This window comes from Thermococcus celericrescens, from assembly GCF_001484195.1.
Lineage (GTDB): Archaea > Methanobacteriota_B > Thermococci > Thermococcales > Thermococcaceae > Thermococcus > Thermococcus celericrescens.
This window is the reverse complement of the sequence record NZ_LLYW01000015.1, coordinates 26,089-48,905: the sequence shown is the minus strand read 5'-3', so window position 1 is coordinate 48,905 and position 22,817 is coordinate 26,089. Positions and strand designations below refer to the sequence as shown.

At 52.1% G+C, this 22,817-nt stretch carries 21 protein-coding genes; 10 read left to right on the top strand and 11 right to left on the bottom strand.

Annotated features, from left to right (window positions below; translation table 11 throughout):
* From APY94_RS04655 to APY94_RS04625, 7 genes are all read left to right on the top strand, one after another.
* Positions 1-791 (top strand): DUF4855 domain-containing protein (locus APY94_RS04655; protein WP_083500616.1); only part of this gene is annotated, 791 nt, incomplete at its 5' end.
* A complete protein-coding gene (locus APY94_RS04650; RefSeq protein ID WP_058938529.1) occupies positions 776-1,798 on the top strand; it encodes a CGP-CTERM sorting domain-containing protein in 1,023 nt (340 codons plus the stop codon). The genes APY94_RS04655 and APY94_RS04650, both read left to right, overlap by 16 nt.
* 30 nt (positions 1,799-1,828) lie before the next feature.
* Positions 1,829-3,676: a CGP-CTERM sorting domain-containing protein gene (locus tag APY94_RS04645; RefSeq protein ID WP_058938528.1), complete on the top strand. Its 1,848-nt coding sequence runs from the start codon at positions 1,829-1,831 to the stop codon at positions 3,674-3,676.
* A gap of 87 nt (positions 3,677-3,763) precedes the next feature.
* A complete protein-coding gene (locus APY94_RS04640; protein WP_058938527.1) occupies positions 3,764-5,263 on the top strand; it encodes a carboxypeptidase M32 in 1,500 nt (499 codons plus the stop codon).
* A gap of 112 nt (positions 5,264-5,375) precedes the next feature.
* Positions 5,376-10,115, top strand: coding sequence for an NHL repeat-containing protein (locus APY94_RS04635; protein ID WP_058938526.1), 4,740 nt, complete (start codon positions 5,376-5,378; stop codon positions 10,113-10,115).
* A gap of 128 nt (positions 10,116-10,243) precedes the next feature.
* A complete protein-coding gene (locus APY94_RS04630) occupies positions 10,244-10,480 on the top strand; it encodes an antitoxin VapB family protein (RefSeq protein ID WP_058938525.1) in 237 nt (78 codons plus the stop codon).
* Entirely contained in the window at positions 10,453-10,824 is a 372-nt protein-coding gene (locus tag APY94_RS04625; RefSeq protein WP_058938524.1) for a type II toxin-antitoxin system VapC family toxin, read from the top strand. The genes APY94_RS04630 and APY94_RS04625 overlap by 28 nt, the downstream gene beginning before the upstream one ends.
* 29 nt (positions 10,825-10,853) lie before the next feature.
* Here the strand turns inward: APY94_RS04625 and APY94_RS04620 are convergent, their stop codons facing one another.
* From APY94_RS04620 to APY94_RS04605, 4 genes are all read right to left on the bottom strand, one after another.
* Positions 10,854-11,669, bottom strand: coding sequence for a hypothetical protein (locus APY94_RS04620; RefSeq protein ID WP_058938523.1), 816 nt, complete (start codon positions 11,667-11,669; stop codon positions 10,854-10,856).
* 81 nt (positions 11,670-11,750) lie between these two features.
* Positions 11,751-12,419, bottom strand: coding sequence for a prenyltransferase/squalene oxidase repeat-containing protein (locus tag APY94_RS04615; RefSeq protein WP_157065472.1), 669 nt, complete (start codon positions 12,417-12,419; stop codon positions 11,751-11,753).
* A 49-nt stretch (positions 12,420-12,468) separates the two neighbouring features.
* Complete coding sequence (locus tag APY94_RS04610) at positions 12,469-12,828, bottom strand: ASCH domain-containing protein (RefSeq protein WP_157065471.1); 360 nt, start codon at positions 12,826-12,828, stop codon at positions 12,469-12,471.
* A gap of 12 nt (positions 12,829-12,840) precedes the next feature.
* Positions 12,841-13,953 carry a geranylgeranyl reductase family protein gene (locus APY94_RS04605; RefSeq protein WP_058938521.1) on the bottom strand — a complete coding sequence of 371 codons (1,113 nt, stop codon included), beginning with the start codon at positions 13,951-13,953 and terminating at the stop codon, positions 12,841-12,843.
* Between the two features lie 61 nt (positions 13,954-14,014).
* On the opposite strand from APY94_RS04605, the gene pcp reads away from it, so the two are divergent.
* Both pcp and APY94_RS04595 read left to right on the top strand, forming a co-directional pair.
* The gene (gene pcp / locus APY94_RS04600; RefSeq protein ID WP_058938520.1) at positions 14,015-14,617 is read left to right on the top strand and encodes a pyroglutamyl-peptidase I; all 603 of its coding nucleotides are present in this window, start codon (positions 14,015-14,017) and stop codon (positions 14,615-14,617) included.
* 39 nt (positions 14,618-14,656) lie between these two features.
* Positions 14,657-16,666 carry a DUF460 domain-containing protein gene (locus tag APY94_RS04595; protein WP_058938519.1) on the top strand — a complete coding sequence of 670 codons (2,010 nt, stop codon included), beginning with the start codon at positions 14,657-14,659 and terminating at the stop codon, positions 16,664-16,666.
* 73 nt (positions 16,667-16,739) lie between these two features.
* On the opposite strand, the gene APY94_RS04590 is transcribed toward APY94_RS04595, so the two are convergent.
* From APY94_RS04590 to APY94_RS04580, 3 genes are all read right to left on the bottom strand, one after another.
* Positions 16,740-18,044, bottom strand: a complete 1,305-nt coding sequence (locus tag APY94_RS04590) for an RNA-guided endonuclease InsQ/TnpB family protein (RefSeq protein WP_058938518.1) — start codon at positions 18,042-18,044, stop codon at positions 16,740-16,742.
* Positions 18,045-18,175: 131 nt separating this feature from the next.
* Positions 18,176-18,484 (bottom strand): transcriptional regulator, encoded by a 309-nt coding sequence (locus APY94_RS04585; protein WP_058938517.1) that lies wholly within the window; start codon positions 18,482-18,484, stop codon positions 18,176-18,178.
* A 4-nt stretch (positions 18,485-18,488) separates the two neighbouring features.
* Positions 18,489-19,103, bottom strand: a complete 615-nt coding sequence (locus tag APY94_RS04580) for a hypothetical protein (RefSeq protein ID WP_058938516.1) — start codon at positions 19,101-19,103, stop codon at positions 18,489-18,491.
* A 164-nt stretch (positions 19,104-19,267) separates the two neighbouring features.
* Here APY94_RS04580 and APY94_RS04575 point away from each other — a divergent pair, with 164 nt between their 5' ends.
* Positions 19,268-20,026, top strand: a complete 759-nt coding sequence (locus APY94_RS04575; protein ID WP_058938515.1) for a P-loop NTPase family protein — start codon at positions 19,268-19,270, stop codon at positions 20,024-20,026.
* A gap of 129 nt (positions 20,027-20,155) precedes the next feature.
* On the opposite strand, the gene APY94_RS04570 is transcribed toward APY94_RS04575, so the two are convergent.
* The 4 genes from APY94_RS04570 to APY94_RS04555 all read right to left on the bottom strand — a co-directional run bounded on the left by APY94_RS04570 (position 20,156) and on the right by APY94_RS04555 (position 22,795).
* Positions 20,156-20,353 carry a TIGR04140 family protein gene (locus APY94_RS04570; RefSeq protein WP_058938514.1) on the bottom strand — a complete coding sequence of 66 codons (198 nt, stop codon included), beginning with the start codon at positions 20,351-20,353 and terminating at the stop codon, positions 20,156-20,158.
* Positions 20,340-20,558 carry a hypothetical protein gene (locus tag APY94_RS04565; protein WP_058938513.1) on the bottom strand — a complete coding sequence of 73 codons (219 nt, stop codon included), beginning with the start codon at positions 20,556-20,558 and terminating at the stop codon, positions 20,340-20,342. The genes APY94_RS04570 and APY94_RS04565 overlap by 14 nt, the downstream gene beginning before the upstream one ends.
* Before the next feature lie 73 nt (positions 20,559-20,631).
* Positions 20,632-21,603: a TIGR00269 family protein gene (locus APY94_RS04560; protein WP_058938512.1), complete on the bottom strand. Its 972-nt coding sequence runs from the start codon at positions 21,601-21,603 to the stop codon at positions 20,632-20,634.
* Positions 21,604-21,661: 58 nt separating this feature from the next.
* Complete coding sequence (locus APY94_RS04555) at positions 21,662-22,795, bottom strand: site-2 protease family protein (protein ID WP_058938511.1); 1,134 nt, start codon at positions 22,793-22,795, stop codon at positions 21,662-21,664.
* Between the last annotated feature and the right edge of the window lie 22 nt (positions 22,796-22,817).

The following is a 22,817-nucleotide window of genomic DNA, read 5'->3' as shown; positions in this document are numbered from 1 at the left end:
GTTATGATGATGGGCTTCGCATGGCTTTGTGGCTCTCATCAAGGGTAGGCAGTATGAATTACTACGTGCCGATTCCGTTCTACAAGTACGGGAGTAAAAAACCGAGGGATAACCCGTCCAAGGGATTCAATAATTCCTACTGGAAGGACTGGATTGACGGTGTCCTTAGTGTCGTTGACAGCAACAGGCTCGGCTTCTACTGGAGCTACGAGAGTTGCCTTCAGGCAACTCCCAATGATGCCGCCGGTGTGTCTGTGGAATTCATTCAAAAGATGTCCAACTACGTTCACAACCACGGACAGGAGCTGATTTGGATTCCTACGATTGGGAACAGGGCTATGAAGTGGATAACGAACTCTGACTATGTTACTATTCCCGCTCTTGCGGAGTATTTTGACCACGTGTTCGTTCAGCCCTACTACTATCAGACTACCAAATTAGACGATGGAAATGATTATACTTTTCAGGATTTGGTATCCCGCGTGGAGTGGATGCTGAACCATGGGCTTTCCATTGAGATGGAAGCCGACAACAGCATAATTGGAGAACCGAGCAACTGTGCGTACTGTAAAAGCACTCAAGGATGGTGGGAGAACGGCACTTTTCATGAAAAAGTCGGCTGTGATGAAACACCCACTCCAGAAACAGAAAGACAGTGCATTAACCGTGCCTGTGACTACTATAAAGCCCTCCTCGAAGTAAGCCCCAGTGCATTCTCAACCAGGGCCTACTACTTCGGTACAGACCTAAGAGTCGTTGACAAGGTGAGGGGAAGATGTCAAGACTGGTAATCCCCATCCTCCTCCTCCTCCTTTTCCTCGCCTCCCCGGTTTCGGCAATCTATAATGTGGACCTCGGCGGTTTTCTCTACGAGGTGAGATACTCGGCCATCTCGAACGGAACGAGCGCCCTGATTAACGTTGATGTTGATAATTACGGCGTTTACTGCGGTATGGACAGTTGCTCGGCCGAAGTTTACCAAGATTATCAGTATTTGCTGTTCTTCAACGGTTCCCGACTTTATCTCCTGAACCTCACTTCCCTTGTGCTCTCAACCCTTCCTTCTTATGCTCCGGCACCTGTAAGTGAAGTGGGTTTCTTTTTCGATGAAATACATTACATAAACGATTCCTGGCATGTTAACATGAATGTTTTTGTCTACTCAAAGGAAATGGGGGATGGCGTGAGTTTAAGCTACATCTACAAACTTGATACAAAAAACTTCTGTGCTGAGAGTGTCAATGTAAGTTTGGCGGAGTCTCCGATAATAAGAAGGTTTTCTCCTCTAAGAGACACTATTAATGGCTGGAGGATTGAAATTCCAGAGAAGTTCAGGGCCAAGTACGTCTTCATCAACGGCACATGGGTTCAGGTTGGCAATAAGACTGAAGTGAGGATACCTCCTTCAGCAGATTTCTTCCTCATTGCAAACTCGAGCGTTGCCAACGGGTCATACTCAGTTCCTTGGCTTCTGTCAAATCAACGCCCAGTAATTGCAAACTGGACCCAGTTTCCGGTTTATTTTGTGCTTAAAAAGGACGGTCAGGTAAAGAACGTTACCATCCTCTACATCAACACCACGAACACGATAAACGGCTACTGGTTCCCGGACAGTGTTAGGATTGTGAACGTGACGATTTGCAAAAGGGCAACCAACACCCCAACCAGCACGACCACTGGGATAGAAACGACCCCAAGAAGCAACGCAACGAAAACCAAAACCAAGGGCATCTGCGGGCCAGGACTCATAGTTCTCGCGACTTCGGTTGTCCTCCTTCTGAGACGCCACCGGAATTAACATTAATTTGTCTATGCAGGAGGGAACTCAATGAACCGTACGTTTAGGCTTGGTCTTTTTCTTGTTCTCCTGCTTTTAATCCTCCACATTCCATCTCAGGAGGTCTCTGCCTCTGCCACTCAAACCTTTCACGCCTATCAAATCACAATTAAGGGATCGAGACCTCACAGTATTGGAATCTTACCATACTTCATTATCACAGTAAAACCTTACTGGCGGGTGAACGGCTCGTCTCCCGGAGATTATCGTCTTCTTTACCGGGCATGCCACTCGTATTACAACATTACGAACTGGACTTTCAAATATGTGAACCTGACAAACCTCCCGGGAGTCACCCACAAACTCGGAAACGTAACCCTTCCCTGGCCAACAAACAGCTTTGATATATTCGCATACAATGGCGCTCCCCTTTTACATTGGCAGGCAAAAAATGGCACAACCTACGACTATCTAACATGCAATTACGCAGTACCCGTGGTTGTCACACACTATACCATGAACTCCCAGTTGGTTGGACACGTGAAAGGCGAATACGTCGTGTTCAACGGCTCAAACACGACCTTCAAAGTTCCGGTGAAAGGGCTTTTAAAATACTACCCAAAACAGCTCCTGAACGACCTTGGGGGAGTAGTGTACTCTGACGTGGTTTACATCTGGAACTCCACAACCGCCTCTTACAAAACCATCCACCGGAAATGCTTCCTCGTTTACCCCCTACATTTGAGCTACTGGAAATCCGACGGAAAAGTTTACGCGGGCGTTAACTTTTCGAAAGGCGTTGAGTTAAAAGCCAACCAGTCAATTCCAATCCTCCTGTACTTGAAGGGAAGGTTAAAACCCCTCGTGGATGTTCTAAGGCTAATCACACCTCAAGGCGACCCCCTCAGAAACCTGAAAAATCCCGTCATCGCAGAAATGCCGCAAACATGGATAACCCCGCTCCCAGCCCGTGAATTTTTCTTTGAGTTTTTTGGAGGCAGGTACTCGCGCTATGTCTCGCTCTCATACTCCATGGTTTCAAACGGTAGTTCCGCAATCCTCGTTGTCACGATGGCAGGGTGGATTCCCTACCGCTACCCCTATCTCGTCGTGAATGGTGTTCCGAGGTTTTTCAACATCTCCCCAACGTGGGGGAACGCTAAGGAACCCTGCTGGTGGCATTACGAGTTCAGGTTTGGCGTCTGGAGAAAGCGTTACGAACTCCTCTGGGAGGAGTTTTCCCCGGTTCTAAACTCTTCAACCTCTTACATTCTTAATGGGACCTGCTGGCGGTTGATTAACAACTTCCACAACTCCAGCGGTTTTGTTGCCAATGGAACCGTTGAGGGGAATTACATGGTTTTCCGGTTTAATGGGACGACCCTCAGGATTCCCCTGAGTGAGCTGGCTGAGTATTACCCTCCAGAGGTGTGGGAGTGGCATCTCGCCGCGGCAAAAGACGGGAAGGGTTATTTAATAATCCCCACGGCAGGGTTCGACTACGGAAACTATTATTATGCGGGCGGGCCCAGTTTCGGGTTAGTCCTCGGTCCAGGGGACTACCTCTTTCCGGTTGATAATTCTTCCGGCGTTTACGCGCTGTATTACGTGAATGGAACTTTAAAGCCTGCTTTCGATTTGCTCAGGCTCATGAGTCCCCAAGGGGATTGGATTAGGAATCTACCTAACTTTAGGATTCTGCCCAACCTGTATTTCAATTCGAGCGTGAGTTTTGGGATTTGTAGGGGTGAAAAGGGGCCTCAAGTGGGGAACGTAACGGTTACGCGAACTTCGGGAACCGGTGCGAAAGAGAGCCACAAAATCTGCGGGCCGGGGCTTGTAACCTTGCTTGCCGTGATCCCGGTGCTCAGGGGGAGGTTAAAAAGACGGGTGGAGTGAATCATTCCAGCTCTCGTTTAGATGGACGTCGAAAAGATTAAAAGAACTGCCTTCGAAAATTCTTCAAAGTGATACGGGGTGATTGCCATGGAGAGCGTCTTCCAAAACGAGATGATTAAGGAGATTCTGACCAGGTACAGGAGGATATGGGCCATAGGACATGCCCAGAGCGTCCTCGGATGGGACATGGAGGTCAACATGCCTGGGGAGGGAATCCTCGAGCGTTCCGTGGCCCAGGGTGAGCTTTCCGTGCTTTCCCAGGAGTTTCTGCTCAAACCGGACTTCGTCGAACTCGTTGAGAAGGCCAAAGGTTTGGAGAACCTCAACGAGTACGAGCACGGTGTTGTTCGCGTTCTGGACAGGAACATACGGATAAGCCGCTCCTTCCCGCCCGAGTTCCTCAGGGAGATGAGCGAGGTCACGAGTCAGGCCACCAAGGCCTGGGAGGAGGCCAAGAAGAAAGATGACTACTCCAAGTTCGAGCCCTGGCTGGACAGGATTATAGACCTCGCCAAGCGCGCCGCCGAGTACCTCGGCTATGAGAACGAGCCCTACGATGCACTGCTCGACCTCTTCGAGGAGGGAACCACCACCAAGGACGTCGAGAAGATGTTCGACAGGCTGGAGAAGGAGCTGAAACCGCTAGTTGAGAAGATAATGGAGGAGGGCAGGGTTCCCCAGAGCCACCCGCTCGAGAACGAGCACTATGAGCAGGCCCAGATGGAGAAGGTGAACCGCTGGATCCTCGAGAAGTTCGGCTTCCCGCTCGGCGTCCGCTCCCGCCTGGACGTCTCTGCCCACCCCTTCACAACAGAGTTTGGAATAAGGGACGTCAGGATAACCACCCGCTACGAGGGCTACGACTTCAGGAGGACGATTCTGAGCACCGTTCACGAGTTCGGGCATGCCCTCTACGAGCTCCAGCAGGACGAGAGGTTTATGTTCAGCCCGATAGTCGGTGGCGTCAGCCTTGGAATCCACGAGAGCCAGAGCCGCTTCTGGGAGAACATCATCGGCCGCTCAAGGGAGTTCGCGGGACTCATTTACCCGGTCCTGAAGGAGAACCTGCCCTTCATGGCAAACTACACTCCGGAGGATGTTTACCTGTACTTCAACTTAGTTAGGCCGGACTTCATAAGGACCGAGGCGGATGTGGTCACCTACAACTTCCACATACTCCTCCGCTTCAAACTCGAGCGCATGATGCTCAACGAGGGCGTTAAAGCCAGAGACCTCCCCGAGCTCTGGAACGACGAGATGGAGAACCTCCTCGGCATAAGGCCCAAGACCTACGCCGAGGGAATACTCCAGGACATCCACTGGGCCCACGGTACGGTCGGCTACTTCCCGACCTACAGCATAGGAACGCTCCTCTCGGCGCAGATATACTACCACATGAAGCGCGACATCCCGGACTTCGAGGAGAAAGTGGCCAACGCGGAGTTCGAGCCGATAAAGGCCTGGCTCCGCGAGAGAATCCACAGACACGGAAGCATCTACCCACCGAAGGAGCTTCTCAGGAAGGCCATCGGCGAGGAGCTGAACCCAGACTACTTCGTAAGATGGGTGAAGGAGAGGTATCTGTGATTGCTCTCCATTTTCTTTCCAGCTTGTTTTACAGGATTCTTAGTGATGCTGGTTGATACCAAGAAATGTATTTAAGCTCTTTTAATTAATATGGTGGGAAGGTGACCTCGCTATGGAGAGAAAACTAGCAAGCTTAGGACTGATTATTTTGTTTGTTATTAGTTTGGGATTAGTACCCGTACTTTTTGAGAATTACACAATGGCCAAGAGCATCACACAAGAAACTGCATACTGGGCTAAAAGCTATGGAGGGGACGGTTTGGATGAGGCTAATGCAGTTGCCGTAGCTCCAAACGGAGATATTATCATAGTAGGATACACCTGGAGTTTCAATGCTGCTTATAATGATGTCTGGGTTCTTCGGCTTGATGAGAACGGAACTGTAAAATGGCAGAAAACCTATGGAGGAAGCGATTGGGAGGGGGCCTATGCAGTTGCCGTAGCTCCAAACGGAGATATCGTTGTGGTTGGCTACACTTACGGCTTCAATACTCGGAATGGCGATATGTGGGTTCTCAGGCTTGACGAGAATGGGACTGTAAAATGGGAGAAAACCTACGGGGAATTCTCTTTTGATCGGGGCTACGGCGTTGTCATAGACGAAAACAGTGGGGATATTCTTATTGCTGGGTATTCCTACAGCACCATTGGAAGTATTGATGCTTGGGTTCTTCGGCTTGATGAGAACGGAACTGTAAAATGGCAGAAAACCTACGGAGGAAGCGATATAGATGGGGCTCGCGCGATTGCTTTGGCTGATAATGGGGACATCATTGTCGCCGGTTTTTACGGGGCAACTGACTGGAGATATAATGGAGCCGATCTCTGGGTTTTCAAACTTGATGGAGATGGAACTCTAAAATGGCAGAAGGTTTATGGGGGAAACGGAAAGGATGAGGCTTACGGTGTTGCCTTGACTGACAACGGGGACGTTATCGTGGCAGGCTATACTGACAGCTTCGGTGCTGGCGGGAAAGATGCCTGGATCCTCGGTCTTAACGGTGATGATGGGAGTGTGAAATGGCAAAAGACCTACGGTGGAAGTGGAGATGACGAGGCCCATGCGGTTGCCATTGAGAATGGGGACGTCATCGTGGTGGGCTACACCGAAAGCTTCGGTGCTGGTAGAGGGGATGTTTGGGTTTTTGGGCTTGACGGCGAAGGGAATGTAACATGGGAAAAAACTTACGGTGGATACTATTCGGATGGAGCTAACTCTATTGCAATAACTCTAAATAGGAACGTTATTGTCGCTGGTTACACCGACAGCTTCGGTGCTGGGGGAGGTGATTGTTGGGCTCTCAATATCCCTCTCGACGGATACCTCCCGCCGGAAGGCATTAGAGACCTGGGCTTCCATACTGGCGATAGCAACGCAATAGTAACCGTTACAAACGTCGCTCCTGCTGACAATACTCCCTCTATTGCCAGTGTAAGCCTCTCAGAAGGAAACAGCAGTGCAATTATCCAAGACACGAACGCCATAGTCAAGACCCAGTACCACTACACAGGGCCTACTGAATTATCTCTTACCCCTCCGACTCCAGAGAACGGTAGCGTTGTAACATCGGGCTACATTTTTGTTAACGTGACCTCCAACAATCTTCTGGAGAGTGCTCTCCTAGAGTGGAACGGTCAGAACCTCACGATGCAGAAGGCCTCCGATACCAGCTGGTATTTGAACGTGACCAGTTTGGCTAACGGGGAATACACTTTCAAGGTTTGGGGCAGGGATTTATCGGAGAAATGGGTTGCCAGTGAGGTTAGAACTGTTACCGTGAACGGGACAATTCACCTATTGCTTGTCCCTCCAACTCCGGCTGACGGCGCTGTGGTGAATACTGACTACGTCATTGTGAACGTTGCTGCCGACCAGCCGTTGGAGACTGCTCTACTTGAGTGGAACGGTAAGAACATTACAATGCAAAAACTTTCAAGTGAGAACTGGTACTTCAACGTGACTAACCTAACGAATGGAGTTCATTCTTTCAAGGTCTGGGGTAACGACTCATTGGGAAACTGGTTTAGCAGTGAAACACGGACAATCACAGTGAATTCAACAGTTTATCTATCTTTTGTTTTCCCGACACCTGAAAATGGTAGCGTAGTGGATATAAATTACGTGTTTGTTAATGTAACCTCCAGCCAACCCCCGAAGACTGCCCTGTTGGAGTGGAACGGTGAGAACATCACGATGAATAAAGCCTCCGACACTAACTGGTACCTAAACGTGACCAACGTGACGAACGGAGTTTACTCCTTTAGGGTTTGGGGCAATGACTCCCTTGGAAACTGGTTCTCCACTGAAATGAGAGCGATTACTGTAAACACTACTGTCCATTTGCTTTTTGTTCCTCCAACTCCAGAGAACGGTAGCGTGGTAGCCACTGATTATGTTTTCGTTAACGTTACCTCCAGTCAGCCCTTGGAGGTTGCTAAACTGGAGTGGGATGGGGAGAACATTACGATGAATGAGACCTCAGACACTAACTGGTACGTGAACGTGACCAATTTAACGAACGGTCATTACACTTTCAAGGTATGGGGTAATGACTCATTAAGAAACTGGTTTGTCAGTGAAGTTAGAACAGTTACGGTGAATTCGACGATCCACTTGTATTTTGTCCAGCCAACTCCCTCTGATGGTGAAGTAGTGAATACTGATAGTGTTTTCGTGAACGTTACTGCTGACCAGCCTTTAGAGGTTGCCAAGCTGGAGTGGAACGGGCAGAATATCACAATGAAGGAAACCTCCAGTGAGAACTGGTATTTAAACATGACCGGCCTTATTAATGGTCATTATACGTTCAGAGTCTGGGGCAAGGATTCCTTAGGGAACTGGTTCACCAGCGAGGCTCGGGGTGTTACAGTAAACAGGACTGTTCACTTGTCATTTGTTAAGCCGACTCCAGATAATGGTGCAGTGATAAACACCGATTATGTTTTCATTAATATGACTTCTGATCAGCCTTTGGAGAGTGCCAAGCTGGAATGGAACGGTCAGAACTTTACAATGCAGAAGATCTCCAGTAAAAACTGGTACTTAAACATGAGCAACGTCATGAACGGAGTTTACACCTTTAGGGTTTGGGGTAATGATTCTCTTGGAAATTGGTTTAGCAGCGAAGTTAGGACTGTTACTGTAAATTCAACTGTCCAGCTTTACTTTGTCCCGCCAACCCCCTCTGACGGTGCAGTGGTGAACGTTGATAGCGTCGTGATAAACGTCACTTCAAGCCAGCCCCTTGAGTCTGCCGTACTGGAGTGGAATAACCAGAACTTCACAATGCACAGAGGGTCTAGCAGGAGTTGGTATCTGAGCATGACGGGTCTTACAAATGGGCACTACACCTTTAGGGTCTGGGGCAATGACTCCCTCGGAAACTGGTTTAGCAGTGAAACACGGACAATTACAGTGAATTCAACAGTCGTTCTCTCCTTTGTCCCTCCGACTCCTGAGAACGGCGCTATTATGGACACCGATAGAGTTCTAATAAACGTGAGCTCAGGTCAGCCTCTAAAGACTGTCCTGCTGGAATGGAACGGACGGAACCTCACCATGCAGAGTGCCTCCGATACGAACTGGTACATTGAGATGACCAACTTAACGAATGGATGCTACACGTTTAGAGCATGGGGAGAGGATCAGCTGGGGAACTGGTTTAGCAGCGAGGTTAGGAGCATTGCTATAAACAGAACGATTTCGCTATCCCTTGTCTCGCCAACCCCCCAGAATAACAGTGCAGTAAACTCAGACTACGTTTTCGTAAACGTTACCTCAGACCAGCCTCTTAAGATCGCCCTACTGGAATGGAACGGACACAACCGTACCATGCACAACACATCACGCACCAATTGGTATTTGAATATAACAGGGCTAACAAACGGCCACTACGAGTTCAGGGCTTGGGGTAGGGATTCCCTAGGAAACTGGTTTAGCACAGAGGTCAGAACCATTACCGTGAATTCAACGGTCGTTCTCTCCTTTGTCCCTCCGACTCCTGAAAACGGTGCGGTGGTTAACACTGACTATGTTCTGGTGAACGTTACCTCCGGTCAGCCTCTAAAGACTATCCTGCTGGAATGGAACGGCCAGAATCTCACCATGGAAATGCTATCGAACACGAGCTGGTATCTAAACGTGACCAATCTGACAAACGGTCGTTATACGTTTAGAGTATGGGGCAGAGATTCCCTCGGGAACTGGTTCACCAGTGGTATTAGAACGATTGCCGTCAACAGGACGATAACCCTGTCCTTCGTTCCTCCGACTCCGGAGGATGGTGACGTATTGAACTCCAACAGCGTTTTCATCAACGTCACGTCCAGCCAGCCTCTGAAGTCTGTTCTACTGGAGTGGGGTAGCAGGAACTTCACTATGAACAACGCTTCGGCCACTAATTGGTACTTGAACATGACGGGATTAAGAAATGGGCGCTACACCCTTAGAGTATGGGGCAGGGATTCCCTTGGAAACTGGTTTAGCACAGAGGTCAGAAGCGTAACGATAAAGGTCAATACCCAGTCCACGTACGATATCTGGATTAAGCTGTCGTGCCTGTGGACCACCTGGTTCCTTGATCACCGTGCCAAGTTCATGGAGCTCTATGAGAACGCAACTGTCTTGGGGGTTGATAACAAAACTCTGCAATTGGCGTTGGAACTCAATGACAACGCTACGGCTTTGATGTTGGGTGCTTGGAGAGCGGATAACTTGGAAGACATCAGGGCGAACCTATGGAACTTCGAGTCGCCCACCAGGCGGATTCCACGTCTCTGGGACATAAGAAAGGCGTTCCTGATGGAGAAAGAAGCCGTGGAAATCCTTAGGCAGGCCCTTCACGCCGCCTAATGCATTTTGCTTTTCAGAATGTAATTTCATTGTCTCCTCTTTTGTTATCTTTAAGAATATCTTGACGACTCTCATTGTAACAATAATGCTTAAATATGATGCATGTATTCAATACATTGGTGATGTTAATGGTAAAGACCATTACGGTTTCCGATGACGTTTACAATGAGCTCCTCCGCATTAAGGGCAACAAGTCCTTCAGCGAGCTCTTTAGGGAGTTTTTGAAGGAAAGAAAAGGCAACGCCGATGCTCTGAGGCACATAGCCGGCATTTTAAGCGAAGAAGAATATAGAGAAGCCAAAAAGAAGATCAGAGAAATTGAGGAGGCGTTTGAAGAATGGGGGCAGTCATTGATACGAACGTGATAATCGAAATAGCAAGAAACAAAGAGCTCCTTGAGAGGCTCCTAGAGCTGGACAACCTGTTCTACATGACCTCCGTAACACGCTTTGAACTCTTAGTGGGATTTCCGAAAAAGGATGAACTGATCTGGTTGGATTCACTCATTGAGCTCCCATTTGACAGGAGATCAGCGGAGGTTGCCGCTTACCTCTACAAAAGGCTGAGAAGTAAAGGAAAGCCGATGAGCTTAAGAGACCTGTTTATCGGCGCTACAGCTCTGGCCAACGATCTACCTTTAATAACGCTTGATAGGGACTTTGAGGCGTTGAGGGACTTTGGTCTCAATGTGAGATTCCTTAGGTATTAAGCGATTGTGTTAACCGAATAGGGGTGTCTTTAAGATTTGCCACTTTCGGTTCTTCCAATTTTAATGCCTAAAAGCGCCCCGATCAAAAGCCCTATCGCAAAAACCACCGGCAACTTCCATGAAACTCTGGATGAGGAGCTTGGTTTCTCTTTCACTGCCCCTGGTTTGTCGCTTTCCCATTTTCCTCCATATAGGCTCGGCGCTATCAGGGCGTAGGCATCGCCGTCGAAGCTCATATCGTCCCCGGGGCTTGCAAGCTCAAGGAACTTCGGGGCTTCCCCAATACTTTTTTCATCTTTCCCTGCGAGATACAGCCATATCAGGGCTATTGCCGTTGAGTAAACGTCGTGGTTCCAGGAGGCGTCGAAGTATGGGCTTTCTATCACTGCGTAGCTCTTCCCGTCGTTGAACTGGAAAACGCTTTTCCTGGGGTATCCCTCCCCAATGAAGCTGATGTAGTTCTCCGGAAGCTCCAGGTAGAGCCTCATGTTCCCCTTGAAGATGCCGGATTCGTTGCTCAGGAGAGGTCTAGTGGAACGTATTAGGAATTTGATCTCCCCTCTTGAGTTTTCTGGTTTGATCTTTACTCTGATGTTTCTCCCCGTTCCTTTCCAGCTCTCGATAACTTTCCAGCCGTTCGTCCAGTATGCTATCTCCTCAACTGTGTAGTTCACCGTTCCTTCAAAGCTCAGTCTCAGCGTTGCGTCTCCGCTATACTGGGTTTTCTCGAACAGTGAAGCTATGAACTCAAGCGTCTCGTTCGGCGGCGCCATGTTCTCCTCTCCGAGGAAGAGGAGGGGTAAAACCACGCTCTCGTAGGATGCTCTCATGTCCCTGTACGGCATCGGGAAGAGGAAACCCGTGAAGAAGTTGTTGAGATACGGAGTTATGGGCCTCTCGCGTGTTAGCCTTTCCCTCAGCCATTCCTACTCCTTAGAAAAGCGGTAGCCGAGCCTCGATAGCGCCGCCACAGCGTAGGCAGTGGCAACTATGCTGGGCGACTCGTTTACCTTGTGAAGTCCGGTTTTCTCCCAGTACAGGTACACCGTGCTCGTCCAGTGGTCTTTGCTCTCGTTCTTCAGGAGGAACTGGGCGGCTTTCTCTACCTCTTTGGAGTCCTGACTCTCTCCCGCTTCTAGGAGGGCCAGAATTCCAAGCCCCGTCCCGGCTGCCTTTGAAAGCTCCCAGTAGAACCACTCCGAGTCAGATTCAGGGTAGTCGTCCGTTATTACCGCGGGAAACGAACCATCTTCTCTCTGCTGGGATTTTACCCACTCAACGAGCTTCTGAAACTCGGAAGAGTTCCGCGGATAGCCGCTTCGCGCGGGGGCTATAACCTTCAGGCAGGTTAGGTAAAAGCTCTCGTTCTCCCTGAAGGTATTCCATCCTGAGAGACCTTCCGTGCTGTCCCATGGGTAGGAGTAGAGAGTTCTCGGCTGGTATTTCTCTGGGGAGTGCTGTACCCACCTCGTTTGTAGCCGGCCGTCGGCAAGAACCGGTGGGAATAAAGCTGAAGTAACAAAAATGAGAAGAACCAGGGAAATCAATTTTCGTTTCGTACCGTTAAAATCCTGTGCGGATATTATTGTGTTCATTCGTGTTTATGTATTTAAACTTAAAAAGTTTTCCTGTTTTCCTAAATTGCTAGGTAACCACCTCACGGGTACTCCCTATCCATGCAACAGGCTCGACCTCTATCGCCGCCACCCCGTACTTCCTCTCCTTCTCCTCCGAATAGAAGCGGCGGTACACCTTAACACCATCCTCGACGCTCCCCACTCCCGGGAGGACGTTCTCAAGGCCCTCCTTCTCCAGCATCTCCCTGAAAGAAGAGTAAACCCTCACGTCCTTCACGACGCACACCAGCTTGTTCTCGAAGACTATCTCGTCTCCCGGCCTAATTCCCTGCCTCTTCTCGTCGTAAAGCCTGCCTTCAATCCTCTTCCTTCCCTCGGCTATCGCCTTCAGGTACTCCTCCTGGAGCCCCATCCTCCACGTCGCCACCCTTTCACCTCCTCAGACGAGGTAGCGAACGATGCTCGGGCTTATCCTTATTAGCTTTGCGAGGAGTTTCGGCCTCCTGAGTATCGCCTTCGCGGTCTTCACGTGGTCGTCAAAGTCGGCCTGCCCTTCTATGACCTCCTTTGCCTCCGCGCTTCCGAGAACCTCAAAGACGCGCTCGATGTTCTCCTGGCTCATTCCCCTGAAAATCTTCCTGAAGCGCAGTCCGAAGCTTATCTGATTCCGTATTTCCCGGCAGAGCCTCTCGTACTCAGCCAGCTTCCCCACCATCAGGGCTTCCCTGAGGGCACGGGCGCAGAGCATCCCGAAGACGATTCCCCCCGCGGTGGTCGGCTTTATCTGCAGCGCCGCGTCCCCGAGCAGTGCCACGTTGCCCCTCACCCAGGGTTTTCTGATTCCGAATCCCACAGAACCGGCCTTGAACTCGACTATGGAGGTGGGCTTGAGCATCCTCACCCTGAGGAAGCGGTTGAGGGCCTCGATGCTCCCGAGGGTTCCGACCCTCGCCAGCCCCTCGTTCACCGGCGCCACCCACATGAAGAAGTCCTCGTTCATGTCCTTGTTCACCCAGACCTCAACGAAATCCTTCCTGAACTCTCCAACGACCTCCATCTCATAGCCGCTCAGGAACTCCGCGTCCGTCCTGGCTCCGATGGCTTTGGCAACGGAGCTGTTAACTCCGTCTGCCCCAACGTAGAAGCTCGCCTCAACCTCGAGGTTCTCCCCCAGGTGCTGGAGTACCGCCTTCCCGTTCCTGAACCCCTTGAAAGTCGTGGCCATGTAGTATTCCACGCCCCTCTGGGCGGCCCTTTCGGCCAGGCTCTTCTCCAGGGCTTTTCTGTCCACCAGGTATGCCTGGGGGGTCTTCCTCTCTATTTCAAAGCTCTGAATCCGTGAGTAGAACACCGCACCGCGGAGTTCGTTTATTACAGCCTCCTCGGGGAGGCCAAGCCTCTCGTAGTTCGCCGCCCCGATGATGCCCGTGCAGGCTTTACCTCCAAACGCACCCTTCTTTTCGACTACTGCAACGCTGAAATCCCTGGCGAGCAGGTTCGCGAGGTAGTTGCCCGAGGGCCCGCCACCAATGATGAGAACATCGTACTTCATCCTCACCCCTCGTTCGAAGTAGTTTTTAAACCCTAAAAACCTAACCTTCCCGGTGATTGAGATGAAGGTTCTCATAACAGGTTTTGAACCCTTTGGGGGAGAGGAGATAAACCCGTCATGGAAGGCGGTTGAGCGGCTTCCGGAGAGCATAGGCGGGGCGAGGCTGATAAAACACAGGCTGCCGGTGACCTTCAGGGGAGTCAGGGAGATTCTGCCGAGGCTCATCGTGGAGGAGCGCCCCGATGTGGTTATCATGACGGGTCAGGCTGGGGGACGGCCCAACGTGACCGTTGAAAGGGTTGCGATAAACGTGATGGACAGCAAGATGCCGGACAACGAGGGCTTTGCCCCCGAGGACGAGCCGGTCTTTGAGGGCGCCCCGGCCGCGTACTTTGCGACCCTACCGGTGAAGGCCATCGTTGCTGCCCTCAGGAGGGAGAACATCCCTGCGGCGGTCTCCAACACGGCCGGAACGTACGTCTGCAACGCCGCCATGTTCACGGCGCTCCACACGATAGCCGTTGCAGGGATGGAAACTAAAGCTGGCTTCATCCACGTGCCCTTTATCCACGAGCAGGCCCTGGAAAAGCCGAGGCCCTCTATGGCCCTGGAAACCATAACGCGGGCATTTGAGGTCGCCGTTAGGACCTCGCTTGAGGTCTGAAACCTTTTTAAATCCTCTTTCCTACCCCCTACAAAGCCCATGAGGGTGAGGCCTATTCTAATCCTCGGCATTGATGTGATAAGTGAGAATCCGAAGAAGTTCGCGGTGGTGAGCTGGTTCAACGGCAGGCTGGAGAGAAAGGGTGAGTTCACACTCTACAGGCTGATCCGGTTCATCCAGTCGAAGCGGCCCGAGATGGTCGCCGTTGACAGCGTCACCGAGCTGGGCGAGGACTTGAGGAAGTTCCTCCGCGCCCTTCCATCCGGAACGAAGCTCGTTCAGGTGACCGGACGGCCCGGAGAGCAGCGCTCCCTCCAGAGCCTCGCGAAGGAGCACGGCATAAGGGCAGGAGATCGCTTCGACCCCTACGAGGAGGCCAGGCTCTCCGCACTCCTTGCGAGCAGGGGGGTCGGCTACGAGGTTCTCGCCTTCGAGGACGAGGTTATAATCAAGGTCACCCGGGGAAGGAGCCACGGTAAAGGTGGCTGGAGCCAGGACCGCTACAGAAAGCGCGTTCACAACCTCGTCAGGGATAAGGTGAGGGAGATAGAGGACAGGCTCAGAAGGGCGGATATACCCTTCGACCTCGAAACGGAGGAGAGGGACTACGGCCTGGCCAGGGGGGAGTTCCGAGTCTACGCGGCCAGGGAGGAGCTGGCGGGGCTGATAAGGCCCGCGCGCGGCGGGGACGTTGAGGTGAAGATTCAGCCGGTTGAGAGGGCTGAGCTCGGCTTCGCTCCCTTGAAGGGTGAGGAGGCGATACGGGAGAGGAGGAGCATCATAGTCGGCATAGACCCGGGGATAACGGTCGGTATAGCGGCTATAGACCTGAACGGGAGGATAGTGGCCCTCCACAGCCAGAGAAACATGCCCATCGGCGAGGTCTTTCGCTTCATCAGCGAGGTCGGTCACCCGGTCATAGTGGCCACCGACGTCTCCCCCGCCCCGGGCTTCGTGGAGAAGATAGCACGCTCCTTCAAGGCAAACCTATTCGTTCCCAGGGAGAGCCTCCGCGTTCAGGACAAGAACGAACTGCTGAGGGACCTCGGAATAACCGTTGAGGATGACCACCAGCGCGATGCTCTGGCCGCCGCCTACAAGGCCTACCTCCGGCTGAAGCCGAAGCTGGAACACGTGGATGCCAGGCTGCGGGAGGCCGGCCTGACAAAGAAGTCCGACGAGGTAAAGGCCCTCGTTATACAGGGCTACAACCTTGGAGAGGCCATGCAGAAGGTAGCGCTCCGCGAGAGGCCGAGGGCGGAGGAGAAGCCCGAAGAGGTCATGAGGCAGGGCCCGGACGTTGAGCAGTACCTCAGGAGAATCCGCGAGCTTGAGAGGAGGATCGAGTTCCTGGAGAGGGAGAACCAGGAGCTGAAGGGGATTATCCGTGAGCAGAGGAAGACGATAGGCAGACTCGAGCGGAAGCTCGTCGATTACGATGAGGAGATCAGGCGGAAGATTCTCAGGGAGCGCGAGCTGGAGGCGAAGGTCAAGCGCATAGAGATGCTTGAACGGGAGCTGAGGGAGGCCAAATCCGTCATAGAGCGTCTGAGCAGGGACCTGGTGCAGGTAAAGCGCATGAACGTTGTGGAGATTAGGGGGAGTGCGGTCCCCCTCAAGGTTATGGAGGTTCTGAGCTGGCGCGAGCTTGAGAGGATAGAGCGCGACATCGGGATCAGGCGCGGGGATATACTCTTCGTGGTGAACCCAGCTGGGGCGGGGAAGGCGATCGCCGAGGAGCTGGTCGAGAAGGGCATCCTGGCCCTCATAACGGAGAAACCGGTTCCGGAGCCGGTGGCGGAGGTGCTCCGCGAGGCCCACGTGCCCTTCTTCACCTCGGAGGAGCTTGACGTCAAGCGCGTCGATGAGTTCGCGGTTGTGGAGCGCGAGACCCTGGAGAGGGCCATTGACGGGCTCTTGGAGAAGTGGAGGCTGGAGGACGAGGAGAGGGAGGTCGAGCGGATGCTCCGCCTGGTTGAGGAGTACCGTCTCGAGCGGAAGAAGGAGCTGAAAAGGAAGGCTGAAGAGGAGGGTCACCGAAAGGTTTAACTGCTTGGAACCGGCTGGAGGGTGGTGATGACCTCTTCCCCGTCCTGAAGGGGGGTTTCCGCCGAGGAAACCCCTAACCTAAGGGCGGAGAGGTTTGAGGGGTCTCATTCAGACCCACTAGAAAGCGGGTTTTCAACCCCTCCGGCTCGGCCTTGAGCCAGTTACCCCTACCCACCGTTAAACCCGGCAGGCTCGGGGTTATGGTTTTTACTGCCTTCTTCAAAATATTAAACGCTCCAACTAAGTCAGCGTTCATTACAACGCCCTCCCTGCGGCACTTAAACAAACCCCTGAAAATCCTACCATTCGAATGGCGTTGGCCGCAGAGAGGGCAAGATTGAGAAGTGAAAGCCTCATTAACAACAATGACAGTGATACCATACTCTTCGGCAACCTCTTTTAAGCGTTTAATAACATAATTGAACCGCCAGACGTGGGAGAGAATGAAATTCTGCCTCCTGCCTTTCTCAGAGTTTCTGGCAATCCCCTTCGGATAGCCAACCACGATTCTGGAAACACTTAACTGGTAGAGTTTTTCAAGGGTCTGTCTAACAGCAGTATTAATGTAGTGCTTCGCCTGAAGTTTGGCATTCTCGTGCATTCTTTTGAGCTTCCTGCTCTTTTTGGAACCACTCCTGTTGAGTTTGGATTGATACTCGGCTATTCTCCTCCGCCAGTAAAAATCAATGCTCTTTAAGGGTCTCCCGTTCACGAGGAAGTTTTCCCCGTTTTCAACGTAGATTGCCATAAGGTTGTTCACTCCCAAGTCAATTCCCGCCGATAGGTTTCCCGAGGGTTGTCTCGGAACTCTCACCCACTCACCATTGATTAGTTTTTCTTCCACGGTAAAGCTAACGTGAGCATACCACTTCTTCCTAACGTTGTCATAAGTTATCTCCAAGCGCCCCTGCTTGCCTTTAAGATGAATTTTTCCTTTAAACTGGATTCTCAGTCTCCCAAACTTTCCGAGGCGTCTCAACTCGATGACATTCCCGTCAATCTTGTATTGGTCGTTCCGGAGTAGTATAATGAAGATTTTCCTCCCGTTCTCTTCTCTAACAAAACCCGGAGGTTTTGGCTTGAACCATTCTGGTAATTCTCCACTCTTTTTCTTCTTGTTGAGGGCGAAGAATGAGCGCCAGCTTTCGGCGTTCTTCCTCGCCAACTGCTGGACTGTTGAGCCACCAATCCAGTTTTTGAACTCGTGATAGGCTTCCTTTTCCGTCCCGTTAAAATCAATCTTACCGAATTCTTTGAATTGTTTTAAACGCTGGTAATTGAGCTTGTTCCAGATTATTGCTGAAGCGTGAGCTAATTCGAAAAGAGCCTTTTCTTGTTCCGTTGAGGGCTGGAGTTTTACTGTTACTGAGCGCTTCATTTCAAAGCATAGTATGACTCTTAGGCTTTAAAAGAGTGTTGCTTTCCCGATTAAGGGCCAGTTGGGTGGTCGTTCTCGCCCTAAAGGGCGAGGCTTGCAAAAGAAAAATGTCACGAAGAAGGGCTATCCGTTCAGTCCTCCGCGGGAATGAGTGATAGCGCTTCCTTCAGGGCCCTCAGATACTCTCCGGTTTCCTTCGCTCCCTTCTCCGTTATTCTAACGGCTGTCCTCGGTCTGTCCGCTATCACCTTGTAGACCTCAATGTAGCCGGCCTTTTCAAGGGCCTTAAGGTGTGAGTCAAGATTGCCTGGTGTTACCTCCAGGACCTCCAGGAGATCCCTAAAGAGCACCCTCCCTCGGGGGAGCAGATACAGCATCACCCCTAACCTAACCGGATTTCCGAGTGTGTTGTTCCTGCTCAGCTCCCGCAGAGCCTCCATGCTATCACCGCTCTATTGCCCTGAAGGCCGAGTGGAGGTACCACATCACGGTAAGGGTGAACCCCAGCCCCACAACGAAGCCTGCCCATGCCATAGCGCCCGTTTCCATCCCCATTGCAACAGGTATCCCGATGGCGGGGATAAGAAAAGCGGGAATTATTTCACGCTCGGCCCCACCGTATTTGGCAAAAACCAGCCACATTGCGAATACAGAGAATGCTATGAAGCTTAGAAACCCCATGGCCAGGCTCGCTTCGGCGTTCACCCCGAGGTGCATCCTTGGAACAATGCCCCATCCCAGGATTATCCCCGTTATCCAGGAAAGAGCTACTAAGATCCCTCCGAGGGTCGATGCTTCCGCTTCTCTTCCGGTAACCCTTCCCAGTTTTTGAAGACGCTTCCACACCCTTCCGGTGAATCCCATTGCTACCACAAAAGCCGCCGGCCAGTAGATCAGGTTAAACTGCCACGGGAGGTCGAAGACTCCTATGATGGCGTAGTAGAGCAGCATCACCGAGAGCCAGGCTCCAAAGTTCATCGCCCCGTACATCTTCCCCGCCGCTATCAGCTTGCCCTCGACCCTCTCGAGCACTTCCCTAAGTTCCTTAACTTCTTCCACGCTTATCACCAAGTGGGGATACGACATTCACCTATTTATACCCCGGACTTTCTCTGAATTTCAGAACACGATGCTCAATTGTCCCTGTACCGATTTTCCTTAAAACAGTTAGAGGAGCTTAGAGTTAAATACTTTGATGCATGAATATCTTGTTGGTGGTTGAGGTGGAGATACTTAGCACAGGTATTCCCATCCTCGATGAGGCACTTGGGGGAGGCCTCTTGGAGGACAGCAATCTGCTGATAACCTATGACACATACTCCCGCGGCTGGGCCCTTGGGTTTGAGATACTGAGGCGGAGAATGGAGATGGGCGATTTTGGTGTCATTTTGGACTCAGTACTCCCCATAACGCCCCTCAGAATGAAGCTTGGGGCGATAAACTTTAACCTTAATGAACTTGGGGGAAAGGGGGACCTCGCGGTCATTGACATATTCTCGTCCTTCTACAGCCTCAAGTACTCCGAGGGCTACGTTTACACGGATCTAACAATAGACGTGAGCACGTTCCTTCCCAAGTACAACCAGCTCTACAGGAGGGTCCTGAGGGAGAGAATCGGGGACAAGAGGCCTGTGGGGATTGACGTCACGGTTGACGGGATGGCCTTCCTCCTCGGCGAGAAGAACTTCATAAGGGTCTTTCAGCGTCTCATGGCCCTCAAGGAGCGCGCCAGACTCTTTGAGAACAGGAAAAGGCCCCTCAACATATTCCTCCTCAACAGATGTCGTGCCTCCGAGGAGCTGGTATCTTGGATGGCCCTTTACAGCCAGTACCTCATAGAGTTCCAGCCGACGGAGAACCCCGGCGTCGAGAGAATGTTCGTAAGGACCTCTCCGCTGCCGGATTTTGCCCCAACGGCGGAGGGCTACGTCTTCCGCCTCGTTAATGGGAGAGTAGAAATAGAGAAGCCCGGAAAGGTCTAATTTCTGCTTTTCCTTTATTTGATCCTCTGAACTGTGAGTCCTGCTAAATTTGCCGAGGAGTGCAAAACGAACGCCGGGACTATGCCTCCCAACGCAAAGAAATAACCCATCAAAAGTTTGCTCCCCAAACTAACCTCCCGCCCTCGCCAGGCGGAGCGTCTCCATGAAGCGCTCGATTTCCCTTTCGTTTCCCTCTATCAGAACCCTGCTGAGGGGTATGCCGTTTCTCTCGATTTTCCCGAGAACCGTCAGCTTAACCTCTGCCCCGCTCTTTTCCATGATTTCCTCGAGCTCTTCGAGCGGAATCGGCGTTTCAATAGTCCTCAAGGAGGAACCTCCAGAGTGGGATTATTTCTACGCCATCCACGCTCTTTTCGACGTCCCAGGTTATCAGCCTGGCCCTTTTAATCCCGAACTCGCACATGGCCTTTTTGAGGGCCCTTACCTCTCTGCCGAAGGTTTCGGGGTCTGAAACGTCGTAGCTCACTTGGATTAGCTCTTCACTCAACGAGAACCTTTGCGAGTTCCTCATTCATGTTAACCAATAACTAATGGCAGTTTATAAACTTTGTTAAGTGCTACTTAACAGCTTTAAAAACCAAAATTCATTTAACCCTGAAGGTCAGCCCCCTCTCCCTTGCCCTCTTCTCCACCTGGAGGCGGAACTGGCAGGCCTTGCATATCTCTCCCGTCGTCGGCTGGCCGCAGATTTTGCACCTGTTCAGCTCGCTCGTCCTTTTGGTGTACGTCCTCGCTATGAGGGGGAATAGCTTGTCGTAGCTCCTCAGTATCTGATACTTCGTCCCCGGATGCCTCTCCTCCATCTCGTTGATCCAGTCCCGAATTTCGGCCCTGAATGCCTCAACGGTGTAGGGGCACTCGCTGAAATCAACCTCTATGTTGTTGAGGACCGCGTAGAGAACTATCTCCTTCTCGGGAATCTCACGGAGCGGCTTTATCCTGGGGACCAGCTCTGGGTGTATCTCCTCATAGTAGGGACCGGTCCTTCCGAGGCGTGCCACATCACCGCGCAGTATGTTCATGATGAACATCTGAACCTCGTCGTCGAGGTTGTGCCCCACGGCCAATCTGTCGGCGCCCACGTCCTTAGCCGCGTAGTTTAGGAGCCAGCGCCTCCAGACGCCGCAGTAGGAGCACGCCCCAACTCTCTCGCCCTTTTCAAAGCTCCCCATTATCTCAACGGTCTCGTCCAGGGTGAAGCCCATGTACTCCTTGAATGAATAGACCCTGTGCTCTATGCCCAGCTTCTCGGCGTTCCTCCTGGCCATCTCGACACTGGGAGGCCTGTATCCGGCTATTCCTTCGTCAATCGTTACGGCCACGAGCTCGAAGGGGAACCTCTCGCGCAGCTTCGCCAGGAGGTGCATGAGGACGACGCTGTCCTTTCCGCCGCTCACGCCCACGGCTATCCTCTCACCCTTCTCTATGAGGCGGTACCTTTTGACGGTCTCCTTGAACTTCTTCTCCACGAGTTCGTTGAAGTGCTTTCTGCAGTAGTACCTACCCGTGTAGCGAGCGTGATAGACTGCCTCGCGGTTACACTTGGAGCACTTCATCCACTCACCGGACTGGAATTGGGACGTCCCTTAAAAAGGTTGAGGGCTGCAGCCGGGCTCACCCTGCGAGGTTCATTATTGCCGGGAGAATGTTGAGAGCCAGCAGGAAGAGGCCCACCCCTATGGTGAAGTACCTGACCGGCTTCGCGACGCTCTCCGGCAGGTAGCGTTTGAACACGTCGTCGAGCATCCTCCCGCCGTCCAGCGGGACGAGCGGGAAGAGGTTCATAAGTCCGATGCCTATGTTGAGCACGTATATCCAGTAGAATGTGAAGAACAGCGGCAGCACCAGCCAGTCGGCTCCAACCTTTGAGACCACGTTCTGCGCGGGGTAGATCCCTATGTAGCCCTTCTCCGGGTTATCCGGATGCGTCCCGAGCTTCAGCGGGAGGTTCAGCTCCTGACCTCCCCTGAGGACCGTGAGCGTGACGGTCTGGCCTGGCTTCGTCCCGTTCATGAAGTTTATGAAGTTTTCCATGTCCCTTATCTGAAGGCCGTCCATGGCGACTATAACGTCCCCCTTCTGAAGGATTCCGTGGGCCGGGCCGTCCTCCAGCACGCCGGACACGAGGATTCCGGATGGCTGAAGAACGGGTGAGATGGCGAAGTTGAGGATCAAAACAGCCAGGAGCGCCGTTGCAACGTTGGCGAGTGAGCCGGCTCCGTAAACCCTCAGCCTGGTGCGCAGGGAGGCCCTCTCAAGCGCCTCCTCGTCCGGCTCGACGAAGGCGCCGGGTATGACTGCGAGGAGAACCAGACCCACAGATTTCAGCGGCAGGTTCTCGGCCCTCGCCACTATTCCGTGACTCAGCTCGTGGACCACCATGACGACAGCGAGGGCTATCAGGCCGTACCAGAGGGGTATGGTTATCCCGGGGATGACGAGCTGAACCCCCGCCTGCTCACCACCCGTTTGGATGGTCTGCAGGGCGGTTCTGAGGAGGGCATAGAAGACGTAGACCATGCCCATAAAGCCGAGGGCGATTCCGACATCCGCGTAGACCTTCCAGAAGCGTCTGCTCCTACTTGCGAGACCGTCGATGAACCCGAGGAGCCGCTTTGTGCGCCACATGGCGATGAAGAGGTCAACCGTTAGGCCCTCCTCCCTCTCTTCCCGTCTTCCGAAGAGGGCGTAGAGGATAACCCAGAAGGCAGCGATTCCAATGATGACTGCGATGAGGGCGGTGTTCATTTGGGTCACCTAATGGGACTTT